Source organism: Asaia sp. W19, assembly GCF_003994335.1.
In the GTDB taxonomy this organism is placed as follows: Bacteria; Pseudomonadota; Alphaproteobacteria; order Acetobacterales; family Acetobacteraceae; genus Asaia.
Genome location: NZ_PNQZ01000013.1, coordinates 198,120 through 212,728, shown reverse-complemented (window position 1 = coordinate 212,728; position 14,609 = coordinate 198,120). Strand labels below are relative to the sequence as shown.

The following is a 14,609-nucleotide window of genomic DNA, read 5'->3' as shown; positions in this document are numbered from 1 at the left end:
GATCAGAGGAGCGTCTCGACGGCCGATGAGATCAGAGCCTCGACCTTCTGTCCGGATGCGCGCGCGGAAAAGCTAAGCGCCATGCGATGGGCGAGAACTGGCTCGGCGAGTTCCGCTAGGTCGTCGAGGCTCGGACTCAGGCGACCATCCAGAAGCGCCTGAGCGCGGCAGCTCAGCATCAGGGCCTGGGCCGCGCGCGGGCCGGGGCCGTAGAGCAGAGAGGACGCAATATCGGGTTTGTAGGCGGTTTCGGGGCGCAGGCCACGCACAAGCGTCAGGATCGCCTCAAGGATTTTTTCGCCCACTGGCAGACTGCGCACGAGCGCCTGCGCATCGATCAGGTCACGCGATGAAAGCAGGACGGGGGCGGTGGCGGTCTCGGCACCGGTGGTCTGGAGCAGCATCTCGCGTTCCGCATCGCGCTCGGGGAAGCTGAGGGCGATGCGCAGCATGAAGCGGTCGAGCTGGGCTTCCGGGAGTGGGTATGTGCCTTCCTGCTCGATCGGATTCTGGGTTGCCAGCACGTGGAAAGGCCTGGGTAGCTTGTGATTGGTCCCTGCCTGGGCGACCTCATATTCCTGCATGGCCTGAAGCAGGGCCGATTGTGTGCGGGGGCTGGCGCGATTGATCTCATCGGCAAGAAGAAGCTGGGCGAAGATCGGCCCCTTCACGAAGCGGAAGAAGCGCCGTCCGTTTTCATCCTCGTCCAGAATATCGCTGCCAGTAATGTCCGAGGGCATCAGATCGGGTGTGAACTGGATGCGGCGCGTGTCCAGCCCGAGTACATGGGCGGCCGTGCTGACCAGCAGCGTCTTGCCTAGGCCTGGCGCGCCGATCAAAAGCGCGTGACCTCCCGAGAGGATCGTGACCAGAAGCCGGTCGATCACGTCGCGCTGGCCGAGCACGACCTGACCAATGGCGCTGCGCACCGCGCCGAGCTGTGCGGTCAGGCGTTCGGCCATGGCAAGCTCCGCCTGCGTCGTATCGGAGAAGGGCCGGGCGGGGAAGGAAGAGAGATCGTTCTGGCTCATATTTGCCAATCTGACAGTTCCGGGGGTTTCATCAAGCCATAAGACGACCCAACTTGCAGCATGAGACCAGATTTTTGGACCACGAGCGGAGAGAGCGTTGAGGGAAGGTGGGGCAAAACGGGCATCGGGCTGCGCTGAGCTGCCGATGACCTGCGAGAACGATGAACGCATCGATGCTTCCGGCAAGGAAACGGGCAGGGATGGCGAAACAGCGCCGCGCGCGCTTCCCTTCATCATCCGCCGTGACGGAACCTGGCTCTATCGGGGCTCGCCTGTGAGACGCAAGGAGATGCTCTGTCTGTTCGGCTCCATGCTCACACGCGATCGGGCAGGAGATTTCTGGCTGCGTACGCCAACCGAGGCCGGTATCATCCAGGTGGAAGATGCACCGTTCATCGTGCGTGAGCTCGATTTCCGGGGCGGGTGCGGGCGGCAGCAGAATCTGTGCCTGCGGACCAATATGGACGAACTGCTTTGCGTCGGTCCGTCCCATCCTCTGATCGTGGATTGGGACCATCCCCCGTCAGAGGACTGCGCCGCCATTCCCTATGTGCAGGTACGACGCGGCGAGGGCGACAAGCCCATTCTCGCCCGCCTTTCGCGCCCGGTCTATTACGAGCTTGTGGCGCTGGCCGTTCCGGGCCATGTGGGTTGCCGTCCCTGCATGGGGGTGTGGAGCCATAATATCTTTTTCCCCCTTGCCCCGATACCTGCGCCGTAAGGGGTGGGATGCCCCTCACTGATTTCTCGACCGGGTCTGCCGTGACACTTCTCGACCAGCTTCCTCAACGCTCCGGCCTGGATCGGCTCTGGCGTTTCCTGCCCGAGGCCCGCCTCGTTGGCGGTTCCGTGCGTGATCTTCTGCTCGGGGGGCAACAGGTCCATGACCTGGATCTGGCCACTCCCGAGCCTCCTCACGAGGTTCAGGCCGTCCTCGCGCGCGCGGGGATAAAGACCATTCCGACCGGGCTCGCTCACGGCACGATCACGGCGCTGATCGATCAGGTCCCATATGAGATCACTACCCTGCGACGCGATGTCACGACCAACGGGCGTCACGCCGAAGTCGCGTGGACGACGAACTGGCAGGAAGATGCGGCGCGGCGCGATTTCACCATCAATGCGCTTTTCTGTGATCGTTGGGGCGTCATTCACGACTTCTTCGGCGGTCAGCGGGATCTGGCCGCGCGGCATGTCCGGTTCGTGGGGGAGGCCGGAAGGCGCATTGAGGAAGATGCCCTGCGTATCCTGCGCTTCTTCCGTTTCGATGCGCGTTTCGGAAGCGATCGACCCGATCTGGCCGCGATGACCGCCATACGCAGCCATGCCGGGATGATTGGCGGGCTCTCGGCCGAGCGTCTCGCGAGCGAGATGGTGCGTATCCTCACCGGGCCGCATCTGGCGCGCTGTCTCGCCCATATGGAGGCGGCCGATGTGCTGGACCGCGTTGTCGCGTCCCCCCGGACCCGGAGGCTCGTCCGTGGGCTCAAGCTCGGTGCGCCGGAGGACGGTGTTCTGCGGCTCGGTCTGCTGAGCGATGCGCCGGATCTGGCGCAGAGATTGCGCCTCTCGGGCAAACAGGCGCAACGGCTCTCTCTCATGCGGGGGCCATATCTGTCTGACGAGACGGATATCCTGTCCCCGCAATGCGATGACGATGCGCTCCGGCGTCAGCTTGCGCTGGAGGAACATCAGACGCTGCTTGACCGGATCTGGCTGCTTCAGACACAGGATGACGAGAGCCTCCCCGAGGATTGGGACGCGTTGCGCACGCGGCTGATCGGGATGAAGCGCCCCATATTCCCCCTTGCGGGACGTGATGCAGTGAAGGCCGGACTCGGCCCGGGTCCCGAAGTCGGCTTGGTTCTCGCTGAGCTTCAGGATTGGTGGCGCGCCAGGGGCTGTCTGCCTGATCGGGAGGCTTGTCTGGCCGAGCTCAAAAACCGTCTGCCCCTTTCCCCGCAAGGCTGAGGGAGGTAAACGGCAGGGATGAAAACAGCGCAGCCCGCAAATCAGCCCCAATTGCGACGCATAGACCCTCAAGGCGCGCAGGGGCGCCAGATGCTCTCTCGCATCTGGCGCGAAGAAGTGCGCCAGCATGTGGGGCGTCTGGCCAGCGTGGTCGTACTGACCGTTCTGACGGCCGGGCTGACAGCGCTCTATCCGCTGGTGATCAAGCGTGCCGTCGATATGTTCGCGGTGCATGATCCGCGTATTCTTTACCAGGTTCCCGCTCTGGTCGTGCTCGTCACAGGGCTCAAGGCTGCCACGCAATATGGTCAGACCCTCTCGGTCCAGAGTCTGGTTCTGGTGGTCATTCGCGGCCTGCAATCACGCATGTTCTCTCACGCCTTGAGCACTGACATTGCCCGCATCGAAAAGGAGGCGCCCGCACAATGGGCGGCGCGTTTCACGACTGATGCCGTCTCGATACGTGAGGCCATGATCCGTGCGGTCAACGCGCTGGGCGATGTAGTGACGGTGGTCGGGCTGGTGGCCTCGATGATCTACACCGATTGGGAGCTCAGCTTGATCGCGCTGGTGCTCTATCCCGTTGCTGCCGTGCCGATCCAGAAACTGGGCAAGCGGGTGCGTCGCGCTTCGGGGGGTATGCAGGAGCAGATTGGCGAAACCGCGACCCTCCTCAATGAGAGTTTTGCCCTCGCGCGACAGGTGCGGGTCTATCGCATGGAAGAGAGCGAATCCCGTCGCGTGGATCACTCTCTCGACCTGTTGCACAAGGCGTTCTGGCGTATTTCGCGCGGGCGTGCCCGTGTCGATCCGGTGCTGGAGGTTCTGGGCGGAACGGCTATTGCGGCCGTACTCGGCTTCGCCGGATGGCGCGCCGCTATGGGCGGAGCTACGCTGGGTGACTTCACCGCCTTCATCGCCGCGCTTTTTGCGGCATCGCGTCCGCTCAGGGCTTTGGGCTCGCTCAACGCCGCGCTTCAGGAAGGGCTAGGCGGGCTGGAGCGTGTCTTCTCCGTCATCGACGAGCCGCCCGCCGTGGCGGAATGCGCGGATGCGCGCAGCCTGCCGCCGGGCCATGGGCGTCTGACCTTCGAAGAGGTCGGGTTCGTTTATCCGGATGGGCGCGCCGGATTGCGAGCGCTCAGCTTCGACGTGCGTCCCGGCTGGACGGTAGCGCTGGTCGGCCCCTCGGGCGCAGGCAAGTCGACAGCGCTTTCGCTCATCCCACGGCTTCATGATGTGAGCAGCGGCAAAATCCTGCTGGATGGGGTCGATCTGCGCGACCTGAGACTGGACGATCTGCGCGACGCGATAGCCTATGTGAGTCAGGATACGACGCTCTTCGACATGTCGGTGCTCGATAATATTCGCATCGGTCGTCCGCATGCGAGCCGTGCCGAGGTCGAAGCCGCCGCCCTCGCGGCGGCGGTGGATTTTGCCGACACCCTGCCCATGGGGCTCGATACGCGCGTCGGCCCCGGCGGCCAGCGACTATCAGGGGGGCAGAGGCAGCGCGTCGCACTGGCGCGCGCCCTGCTGCGTGATCCGCGCCTCCTTCTGCTCGATGAAGCCACGAGTGCACTCGATTCCGAGAGCGAGGCGAAAGTACAGGCGACCCTGTCCGACCTGCGACGCGACCGTACCACGATCATCGTGGCGCATCGTCTCTCGACTGTGAAAAGCGCCGATCTGATCATCGTCATGAGCGATGGGGCGGCGGGCGAACTCGGCACGCATGCCGAATTGCAGGCACAGGGGGGACTTTATGCCCGTCTGGTGCGTAACCAGTCCCTTGACCTCGTAGAGGGACCTGATCTGGCCCCCGTCGAAGCCAGTATGACCGAAGCCGCCCTGTGAAGGGCCCATTCAGGCCCGACCGGGACGGTCGGATGGCCGCCGCTTAGTCTTTTGCCGGGAGGGGCGGGGCAAGGGCAGAGAGTGTAGGCAGGATCTGCTCATACAGGGCGCGCTTGAACCCCAGATTGAAGCGGAGCACCTCATCGGGTGCCACCCATTCCCATTTGTCGAACTCGGCGGGCTCCGTTCCGTCTCCGGCAAGGTTGATCGCCGTGTCCGGCTCGGTCATGCGCATGGCGAACCAGCGTTGCGTCTGGCCACGATAGCGGCCGTGGAGTGCCTTGCCGATCAGATGGGCGGGCAGGTCGTAGGAAAGCCATCCCGGATAGCTTCCCAATATCGCGCCGTGGCGTAGTCCTGTCTCCTCGCGCAATTCCCTGATCGCGGCTTCCTCGGGAGATTCATGATCGTCGATACCGCCCTGGGGGCATTGCCACACATCGCGCAGGTCCGTGCGTCTGGCCAGAAACAAGGCACCCTCACGATTGAACAGCATGATGCCGACATTGGGGCGATAGGGAAGGGTCTGCGGATCGATCATGGCGGGGAGTCCATAAGAAACCGGCCCCTTCTGGGAGGGGCCGGGAGAGATAACCGTGATACGGTTCACTGGTGCGGGGGCGTCGGTTGTTGCGCCGCCGGAGGTGCTGCGGGCGGCGAGGCTGGCTTGTCAACCTTCTTGTCTGCCGGTTTGTCGGCGGCAGGCTGGCCGAGGGGAAGGGCCTCATCGGGGAGGGAGGCCATGGCACGGACCACACGCAGCCCCTGCTGAAGCTGGAAGTCGGTGGCCGGCTTGGCCGGGTCGAAACGCGGCCAGTTATCGGCGGGTGCATGGGGGATGCTGCCCGAGATGGCTGGCAGATCCGTACGGGCCGGAGCCTTGTTCTTGTTGCCGCCCGTATTGGTGATGATATGGGCGAGATCGGCCTCACGATAGCCGTAGCCATCGTCGTCCTTGCTCTCCTTCACCACGATATCGGGCGCAATGCCCAGCGCCTGGATGGAGCGACCCGAGGGCGTATAGTAGCGTGCCGTGGTCAGACGCACCGCGCCATGGCCGGGAACGGGAATGAGGGATTGGACCGAGCCCTTGCCAAAGGATTTCTCGCCCACCAGGACGGCGCGCCGATGATCCTGCAGCGCACCGGCCACGATTTCGGAGGCAGAGGCCGAGCCGCCGTCGATCAGCACGACAATCGGCAGCTTGCCGGTGATGTCGGTGCCCTTGGCATCCCAGCGGCGATTGTTCTCCGCATGGCGGCCGCGGATCGAGACGATCTCGCCCTCGGGGATGAAATCATCGCTGACGGCGATGGCCTGATCGAGCTTGCCGCCCGGGTTCAGACGCAGATCCAGCACAAGACCCTGAAGCTTGTTGCCCGATTTGGCCTTGAGCTTGTCATAGGCCTCGTGCAGCGCGGTCTCGGTATCGTCGTCGAACTCCGAGATGCGGATATAGCCGATATTGCCGTAGAGCGACGAGCGCACGACCTGCACATGCACCACTTCGCGGGTCATTGTGACCTTGAGCGGCTTGGGCTCCTTGGCGCGTACGATCGTCAGGGTGATCTTGGTACCCGGGTCGCCGCGCATCTTGGTCACGGCCTGATCGAGTGTCAGTCCTTCGAGCGACTTGCCGTCAACCTCGGTGATGTAGTCACCGGGCTTCAGCCCGGCACGGGAGGCCGGTGTGCCGTCGATGGGGGAGACCACACGGATATGGCCATTCTGCTGCTGAACCTGCACGCCCAGACCGCCGAACTTGCCGCTGATCTGGATCTGCATCTCCTTGAACTGCTTTTCGTTCATGTAGGAGCTGTGGGGATCGAGCCCGCCCACCATGCCGTCAAGCGCGTTGGTGATCAGGTCCTTGTCGCTGACCGGCTCCACATATTCGGCGCGTACCAGATCAAGCACCGTGCCGAACAGGGTGAGCAGGCGCAGGGTCTCGCTGTGATTATCGGGGTCAGCAACAACCTCCTTGGCGAAAGCCTTGCTGCTGATCATCTGCCCAAGGCTTGGCGCCATGACGGCTTCCAGTGTCGGACCGGCGGTGATTCCGGCCAGGAATGCCGTTCCGAGCAGCAGACCAGTGCGGAGCTTCATGCAATTCATCCCTTGAATCCGGTGCGGAGCGCATACCCCGAAGCCGATCCTGTTAGCGTCTGTCTGTTGGCAGGGGGCTGATAAGGCGTCCCTGCCTGAATGGAGAGGCTCAATCTATAGCGTTCTTGATGCACTCTGTCGAAACAACGCAGAATCGCCAAGAGCGATCCGATCATTCCCCCGCGATCCTGTCGCAACGCTCCCTCACAGATAGGGGCGCGGATCGATGATGCTGCTGCCTGAGCGGAGCTGCACGAAGAGCGCTCCCCCTCCGGGGCCCATGCTGCCGAGCGTTTCGTGACGGCCCACCGCCTGCCCGCTGGACACTGAGAGCGCGCCCAGACCCGAGAGCACGAAGCGGTAATGCCGACCGCAATCGAGAATGACCATGTTACCGAACGAGCGGAAAGGACCAGCAAAATCGACCTGGCCAGCGCAGGGCGCGCTGACGGTGCTTCCCGCAGAGGCGGCATAGGTAAGGCCCGTTGCTGGTCCGCTTTCGGTGCTCTGATGCCAGGCGGTCGTGATGGTGCCTGAAACCGGCCCATGTCCACCGCTATGTCCTCCGTCGCGGCTGACGCCTGGCCCATGAGATCCGGAGAGCTTTCTGGCCTGGGCCGACATCGCCTCGGCTTTTGCTTTCTGATTGGCGCGCTCCAGCGCGCGCGCCTCCTCTTCCATGCGCGCCCGCAAGCTGGCCTGTACCTTGTCGATGGCGCTCAGGGCGTCATCCAGCGTTGCGGCCTTCGCTGTCGCCGCTGCGATATCGTCGCGCGCCTGCCTGGCGCGAGCCTCGGCCTCCTCCTGCTGATGGGTCGCCTGATCCATCTTGCGTGCATTGACGTCGCGCAGGCGGGCGAGGGTGGCGCGGGCCTTTTCGAGTGCGGTATTTCGCTGGGCGAGTTCCTGCGCCGTCTGATCCAGCAGGGCCTGCTGTCCGTGCAGGTCATCGGCCTGACGCGCGGTGAGGCGTGTCAGGCCTGCGATCAGACTCAGACCCTGAACGGAATCGTCCGCCTGACCTGACAAGGCCACGAAAGACGTGCCCGGATAGCGTGACAGACGGAGCGCAACGGGCAGGATGGCCTGAAGACTGGCACGGCGTCGCGCAAGCGCTACGCGCTGCGCTTCCTGCTGTGCGGTCAGGCGCGTGATATCCGTTGTGAGGGCGGTGATTGTCTTTTCGGTGGCGGCCAACTCGTTGGCTGCCCGATCGGTCAGGGCCGAGAAATGGCGCGCCTTATCGGCCTCGATGGCAGCATCCTGTGTGGCCTGGGCCTGGGCCTTGCGCTGGGCATCAATCAGCGATGCCTCGCGCGCCTTGCGAGCGAGAAGTGCAGCGCGGTCGCGCTTTGCTGCGTCGAGGGCGCGCTGGCTTGCGGTCGATACAGCAGGCTTTTTAACGGGGGCGTGGGCTGCGGCAGCCTGACTGACCAAGCTGAGGCGGCCCAGAACGAGGCGGGGCTGGGTGTGCCACCCTTCGGCGCCCTCGCCCGAAAGACGCGGCACACAGAAGGCAGCGAGCAGGCAGAAGCCGGTCAGGACAGGTTTCGTGACCGGCATGAACGACTCAGCCGTTGATGAGGCATTTGCCGGACATTTCCGCCGGCTTGTCGAGCTTCATCAGGGTGAGCAGGGTTGGCGCCAGATCAGCCAGCCTGCCGTCATGAATAGTCGTGACACCCGCAGCGCCATGCAGGATGACCGGTACGCGGTTGAGTGTGTGGGCTGTATGGGCACCGCCCGTCACCGGATCGCGCATGGTTTCGCAATTGCCGTGATCAGCTGTCACAATCAGAGCGCCGCCCATCTTGTCGATGGCTGCCACAATGCGTCCCAGACCGGTATCCACGGCCTCACACGCCTTGATGGCGGCTGAGAGTACGCCCGTATGGCCCACCATGTCGGGATTGGCGAAGTTCAGCACGATGAGGTCGAACTTACCGCTCTCGATGGACTCGACCGCACGGTCGGTCAGTTCGGGCGCCGACATTTCCGGCTGCAGATCGTAGGTCGCCACCTTGGGCGAGGCGACGAGAATACGCTCCTCCCCCGGTAATACGGCCTCGCGTCCGCCATTGAGGAAGTAGGTGACGTGCGGGTATTTCTCCGTCTCGGCCATGCGCAGCTGGGCGCGACCTGCCTGGGAAACGACATCTCCCAGCAGGTGCTCCATGGATTCCTTGGGGAACATTACGCTCATGAAGGGGGCGAGGGCCGCGCTATAGGCCGTCATGCCGCAGACAGAAGCCAGCTTCACGACTTTGGACCGTTCAAACCCGTCGAAATCGGGGAAGACCATCGCATCGAGCAATTCGCGGATACGGTCTGCGCGGAAATTGGCCGAGAGAACGCCATCGCCATCCTGCATCCCGGCATAATCGCCGATCACGGTGGGCACCACGAATTCGTCGGTCACGCCCTTGGCCTGATGAGAAGGCAGAACGCCCAGTGCATCGTCAGCATGTTCGCCCTTTGCCGAGACGATGGCGTCATAAGCGAGGCTCACGCGCTCCCACCGGTTATCGCGGTCCATGGCGTAATAGCGCCCGCTCACCGTGGCAATGAAAGCCCCCTCGGGCAGTTCGGCGGCGAGACTGCGCAGATAGCCCGTGCCAGAATCCGGCGGTGTATCGCGCCCGTCCGAGAAGACATGGACCGCTACCTTGATACCTGCCTCGGCCACGATTTTGGCCAGGGCGACCACATGATCCATGTGTGCGTGCACGCCACCCGGCGAGATCAGCCCGACGAGGTGACACGTTCCCTTGCTCGCCTTGAGCGCGTCGATGAAGCTGCAAAGAGCAGAGTTGCTGGCCAGGGAGCCATCACGCGCGGCACGGCTGATGCGCGGCAGGTTCTGCATGACCACACGTCCGGCACCGATATTGAGATGGCCCACTTCGGAATTGCCCATCTGCCCCTCAGGCAGGCCGACATCCTCACCACAGGCCTTCAGATAGGCATGGGGAGAACTGGCCCAGAGACGGTCGAAGTTCGGCGTGTTGGCGAGGGCAACCGCGTTGTCCTCGCGAATGGCGCTGTCACCGAACCCGTCGAGAATGACGAGCATGACCGGGCGGGGCGTGCCGGGAAGGGATGCGGACATGAAAAGCCTCCTGCAGATTTGCGCGCACCATGCCGCATTTCAGTGAATATGCGAACTGCCACGGGAAGCGTCTCGTCGTTTTTTGTTCTTGCTGAACTTCCTGTCATGGCGCGGCGGCGTGTGTGCCCTGCGCGCCTGTCCGATCAGAGGTGGCGGGAAACCAGGATCGCCAGCGGGGCATCTCGGCCTGCCGGCAAATGCGCCAATTGCACCGGCATAAAGGGCTCGCCCCCCGGCTGCTCCGGCCGGGGTGGGGAGGCCCCCGGTCTGGAGAGAGGGCAAGCAAGGCTAATCGACGAGATAGATCCCGGTCGTGGGCGCTTGTTGACGGAGAATGCGACACGTCTCGTGCTCCAGATCGAAAACCCGGATCGTGCCCCCCAGATCGCTGATGAAAACCTCTTTCTCCTCCTTGTCGAGGGCGAGCCCGATCCCTTCATCGAGACCACGCAGCAGCACCTTGTGAGCATGCAGGCCGCTCTCATCGATATGCGCGACATTCAGGCTGTTGCCATCGGGCGGTGCCCCCCGGTCGGTCCAGAACAGGCGGGTGGAATCCTGGCTTACATGCAGATCGATCGGCTCTGGCAAATGATCGGCGAGCAGCGTGATGTCATCACGCAAGGCAGGGTCGACGCCTTGAGGAAGATCGAGGGGCATACGGAAGATGCGGCCTATGCCGCCTTTAGGGGAGCCTTTTTGCGTCCAGTATATCTGACGTGCCTTCAGATCGAGGGCGATACCCACGCAATGGCGCGATTCATCGGGACGGTCCTGCGGATAGGCTCCCCTGACGAGCAGGGTCTCGACCTCGCTGCCGTCAAGACGCGCGCGCATGATCCGCATGCCTTCGCGGTCGCACCAGTATAGCCAGCCTGCTTCCCGATCCACGGCAAGCTGCTTGGGCGTGACGAGTTTGCCATCACCGATCAGCACTTCGTGCCGGGTGCCGTTCAGATCGGCACGTTCGATCGTGCCATCGGCTGCGTCGTAATCGGCTCCCATATTGGTCCAGGTTATCTTGCCGGCGTCGGTATCGACCCAGATCCCATCCGGAGTGCCCCATTGGGCGTCGATGCAGGAGACTACCTCGCCCGTCCTGGCGTGAAGGACCGTGATGCGGGCAGGATGGGCTTCCAGCGTGTAAAGAAGGGGACGGGCGTTCATGACCGGGTTCCTTTCGGCGCATAATTATAGAAGCCGTGCCCGGTTTTTATACCGAGGCGATTTCGGCGATCATTTTTCTCAGCAGCAGGCGCGGGGCTTCGGGCAGATTGGGGTAGGCTTGGGCGTAGTGCTCTTCGATCTGCAGCACGATATCGAGCCCCACCCGGTCCATGGCGTGGAAAGGACCCATGCGCGTCCCCTGAGTCTCGCAATAAATGCGATCGATCACTTCCGGTGTTGCGACCCCTTCGGCGGCCACACACAGGGATTCACGCTTGATTGCGGCCCAGATGCGGTTCTCGATAAAGCCGATGCTCTCTTTCTGAGCCACATAGGGCGAGAGGCCGAGTGACTTGAAGTAGAGTGCGAGTCCGTCGATCAGACCCTCACCTGTTTCACCGCAAGACATCAATTCGACCGCCCGCTGCTCGGGGGGCATCATGAAATGCGTGTTGAGCACGCGGGTCCTGTCCGCCACTTCCGACACCATCAGACGTGAGGGATAGGAGGAGGAATTCGTGGCGAGGATCGCATCTGCAGGCGCCTCGCGGGAGAACTTGCCAAACATCGCCGTCTTGAGGTCGAGTTTCTCCGGCAGGGCCTCGATAACGAGCCACGCATTTTCCAGAGCGGCTTCGAGTGAGACTGCGGCTTCGATCCTGCCGCCCTGACCGTCTGAAATTGCGGCCACCACCGAGGGCAGCGTTTCGCGGGCATAAGCGAGACCGGCATCGAGTACGGCCGGATTGGTGTCGAAAAGCAGAACCTGACCGTTTTTCGCGGCCAGCATCAGCGCAATCCTTCTCCCCAATGTTCCCGCGCCGATGACGGCGGCCGGGCGTGTCGAGGCTTTGTCGAGCAGGGCATCGATGATCATCATATTTCTCCCCATTCGTGAGCGGCAGATGATCTGCTGCCCACCGATTGGATGGCCTGATCATAACGCGGCGAGGGCGCAGTCAAACTTGCAATAATGCAGGGTAAACTTGCATAAACACAGACATGAGTCGTAGTGAATACAGCGTGTTTGTCGCTGTTGCCGATAGTCTGAACTATACCCATGCGGGCAAGCGTCTTGGGATACATGCCTCCAGCGTGTCCCGTAGTCTCGAGAGGCTGGAAGACCGATTGGGTGTCGCCTTGATCGAACCTGCCAGCGAAGGACTGCGTTTGACCGAAGCAGGGGAGAGGCTGAGCCATTTCCTGACCCCGCTGCTCGACACGCTTGAAGAAGGGGTGAGGGCGATCTGTCGCGAGGAGCAGAATGGCGGCGTCCTGCGTGTTCTGGCCCCTCCCGAGATTCTGACGGGATGGGTCAACCCTGTGATACGCGCGATGCTGCAAGAAACATCCGGTCTTAAGGTCTCGCTCGAGGCCAGTGTCGGGCTGCCGGATTTTCGCAGGGCGGAGGCCGACATCTTTCTCAGCCACAGGCGCGAGGAGATGCAAGAAGGTGCCTATCGTATCAGGCGGATCGGCTCCTACGAGGTTGGGCTTTTTGCGGCGCCCTCCCTCCTGGAGCGGACCGGCCCGCTCCTGTCTCCCGATGATCTTCACGGCGTGCCGTGTCTTGCGCGTCCGGGAGAGACGCAGTGGATGCTGTGCCCCATCGGCGATGACATCGCACCGACCTCCTTTGCGCTTGAGGCGAGCGTTGTCGCGACCCCGGCGCCTGTGCGGCTCGATTTCGCCTGCGCCGGGAGCGGGGTGACGGCGGCAAGTCTGGAGACCTGTGCTCCTTTTCTCGCCTCGGGCGCGCTTGAGCGGGTTCTTCCCGGCTATCGTTTGCCGCCTGGTGTCATCTATGCGGCGCAGCCCGAACGTCACCAACCGCGCCGGGTCGTGGCGGAGTTCTTGTCGCGGCTTGTCGAGCGCGTCAGGCAGAATGGGGCGAAACAAAGAGAGATTTCGGCAAACCCAGAGGATGCGGCGCGTTGAATTGCCCTCTGACCAGCCAATCCCGAGACGGATCAAGGGGTTTGTGCTCGCCCGAAGAAAGGACCCTCTTCATGAGTGATGATATCCAGACGCCGAGTTGCGGCCTGCCTCTAACACCCGAGCAGCATCGCGTTCTGCGCGAACACGGTACGGAACGACCGGGATCGAGCCCTCTGAACGACGAGAAGCGTATGGGTGTCTATTACTGCGCCGGATGTGACGCCCCGCTTTTTGATTCCGATACGAAATATGAGAGCGGGAGCGGGTGGCCGTCCTTTTTTCGCCCGCGTGACGGCATGACCGAAACCACCGTGGACAAGACCCACGGCATGACACGCATCGAAGTGCATTGCGCGCAGTGCAAGGGACATCTGGGTCACGTGTTCCCGGACGGGCCGAAGCCCACCGGTTTGCGTTTCTGCATGAATGGTGTGGCGCTGCGCTTTGAACCAAGCTGACATCGCAACGATTTGACGCTAAGGATGGCGCCATGACTGCCCTTCCTCCCTCTGTGGTCGTGCTCGACCACCCGCTCGTCCAGCACAAGCTGACCCGCCTGCGTCAGGAATCCACCTCGACTGCGGGGTTCCGTCGCCTCACACGCGAACTGAGCCTGCTCATGTGCTACGAGGCAACGCGCGATCTCAGCACCGAACCTGTCGAGATCCAGACACCGCTCGAAACCATGGAAGGCCGCCAGCTTTCCGGCAAGAAGCTCTGCTTTGTCTCTATTCTTCGCGCCGGGAATGGTATTCTGGACGGTATGCTGGACCTCATCCCCGCGGCACGCGTGGGACATGTCGGGCTGTATCGTGATCACGATACGCTTGAGGCCGTCGAATACTATATGAAGCTGCCCGATGACGTGGCCGATCGCGAGTGCATCGTGGTCGATCCGATGCTCGCGACGGGTCATAGTGCCGCTGCGGCGATTGATCGCATCAAGGCCAGCGGCGTGCGCAAGATCATTTTCGTCTGTCTGCTCGCTGCCCCCGAGGGCGTCGCCTGTCTGACTGAACGCCATCCGGATGTCCGAATCGTGACCTGTTCGATCGATCGTGGTCTGGATGAAAAGGGCTATATCCGCCCTGGCCTGGGTGATGCGGGTGACCGTCTGTTCGGGACGCGCTGAGTATGACCAGCGAGGATATCGACGAATGGCTCGATAGCTGGATCGAAGCTCATTACGTTCAATGGGGAACCCCCGAGGAGGCTGCGAAGGCCTGCCTCCTTGCGGCGACACTGGATGGGATCAGCGAGCGGGATCTGAGCGCCGCCGCAGGCGGCGATCTGGTGGGATTTCTTCGGGAAGAAGGCGAGGCCATTGCCGAGTCTTCGGGCGCCGCACCGGACGGGTTCTGACCGTCCGGGGAGAGGATCCCGGGTGCTGACCGGCTCTCCGGAGAGGGGAGCTTTCATTTTCCTGAGAT

14 protein-coding genes are annotated in these 14,609 nt (G+C 62.8%); 7 read left to right on the top strand and 7 right to left on the bottom strand.

Going from position 1 to position 14,609, the window contains the following annotated elements:
• Positions 1-2: 2 nt before the first annotated feature.
• Entirely contained in the window at positions 3-1,031 is a 1,029-nt protein-coding gene (locus C0V97_RS02565; RefSeq protein ID WP_127100410.1) for a MoxR family ATPase, read from the bottom strand.
• Positions 1,032-1,176: 145 nt separating this feature from the next.
• On the opposite strand from C0V97_RS02565, the gene C0V97_RS02560 reads away from it, so the two are divergent.
• From C0V97_RS02560 to C0V97_RS02550, 3 genes are all read left to right on the top strand, one after another.
• Positions 1,177-1,752, top strand: coding sequence for a DUF1285 domain-containing protein (locus C0V97_RS02560; protein WP_127100408.1), 576 nt, complete (start codon positions 1,177-1,179; stop codon positions 1,750-1,752).
• Positions 1,753-1,760: 8 nt separating this feature from the next.
• Positions 1,761-3,002: a CCA tRNA nucleotidyltransferase gene (locus C0V97_RS02555; RefSeq protein WP_127100406.1), complete on the top strand. Its 1,242-nt coding sequence runs from the start codon at positions 1,761-1,763 to the stop codon at positions 3,000-3,002.
• 90 nt (positions 3,003-3,092) lie between these two features.
• Positions 3,093-4,859 (top strand): ABC transporter ATP-binding protein, encoded by a 1,767-nt coding sequence (locus C0V97_RS02550; protein WP_233581924.1) that lies wholly within the window; start codon positions 3,093-3,095, stop codon positions 4,857-4,859.
• A gap of 43 nt (positions 4,860-4,902) precedes the next feature.
• Here the strand turns inward: C0V97_RS02550 and C0V97_RS02545 are convergent, their stop codons facing one another.
• The 6 genes from C0V97_RS02545 to C0V97_RS02520 form a co-directional block, all read right to left on the bottom strand.
• The gene (locus C0V97_RS02545; protein WP_127100402.1) at positions 4,903-5,400 is read right to left on the bottom strand and encodes an RNA pyrophosphohydrolase; all 498 of its coding nucleotides are present in this window, start codon (positions 5,398-5,400) and stop codon (positions 4,903-4,905) included.
• Positions 5,401-5,465: 65 nt separating this feature from the next.
• Positions 5,466-6,965, bottom strand: a complete 1,500-nt coding sequence (locus C0V97_RS02540) for a S41 family peptidase (RefSeq protein WP_127100400.1) — start codon at positions 6,963-6,965, stop codon at positions 5,466-5,468.
• A 204-nt stretch (positions 6,966-7,169) separates the two neighbouring features.
• Complete coding sequence (locus C0V97_RS02535; RefSeq protein WP_127100398.1) at positions 7,170-8,528, bottom strand: murein hydrolase activator EnvC; 1,359 nt, start codon at positions 8,526-8,528, stop codon at positions 7,170-7,172.
• A gap of 7 nt (positions 8,529-8,535) precedes the next feature.
• On the bottom strand, positions 8,536-10,074 hold the full coding sequence (gpmI, locus tag C0V97_RS02530; RefSeq protein ID WP_127100396.1) for a 2,3-bisphosphoglycerate-independent phosphoglycerate mutase: 1,539 nt from the start codon (positions 10,072-10,074) through the stop codon (positions 8,536-8,538).
• A gap of 288 nt (positions 10,075-10,362) precedes the next feature.
• Entirely contained in the window at positions 10,363-11,241 is an 879-nt protein-coding gene (locus tag C0V97_RS02525; RefSeq protein ID WP_127100394.1) for a YncE family protein, read from the bottom strand.
• A gap of 46 nt (positions 11,242-11,287) precedes the next feature.
• Positions 11,288-12,121 carry a 3-hydroxyacyl-CoA dehydrogenase family protein gene (locus C0V97_RS02520; protein WP_199751582.1) on the bottom strand — a complete coding sequence of 278 codons (834 nt, stop codon included), beginning with the start codon at positions 12,119-12,121 and terminating at the stop codon, positions 11,288-11,290.
• Between the two features lie 122 nt (positions 12,122-12,243).
• Between C0V97_RS02520 and C0V97_RS02515 the strand changes: the two genes are divergently transcribed.
• The 4 genes from C0V97_RS02515 to C0V97_RS02500 all read left to right on the top strand — a co-directional run bounded on the left by C0V97_RS02515 (position 12,244) and on the right by C0V97_RS02500 (position 14,541).
• A complete protein-coding gene (locus tag C0V97_RS02515) occupies positions 12,244-13,179 on the top strand; it encodes a LysR family transcriptional regulator (RefSeq protein WP_127100392.1) in 936 nt (311 codons plus the stop codon).
• A 71-nt stretch (positions 13,180-13,250) separates the two neighbouring features.
• Positions 13,251-13,637, top strand: a complete 387-nt coding sequence (msrB, locus tag C0V97_RS02510; RefSeq protein WP_127100390.1) for a peptide-methionine (R)-S-oxide reductase MsrB — start codon at positions 13,251-13,253, stop codon at positions 13,635-13,637.
• A gap of 32 nt (positions 13,638-13,669) precedes the next feature.
• Entirely contained in the window at positions 13,670-14,311 is a 642-nt protein-coding gene (upp, locus tag C0V97_RS02505; protein ID WP_127100388.1) for a uracil phosphoribosyltransferase, read from the top strand.
• Between the two features lie 2 nt (positions 14,312-14,313).
• Positions 14,314-14,541, top strand: a complete 228-nt coding sequence (locus C0V97_RS02500) for a hypothetical protein (protein ID WP_127100386.1) — start codon at positions 14,314-14,316, stop codon at positions 14,539-14,541.
• Positions 14,542-14,609 lie beyond the last annotated feature (68 nt).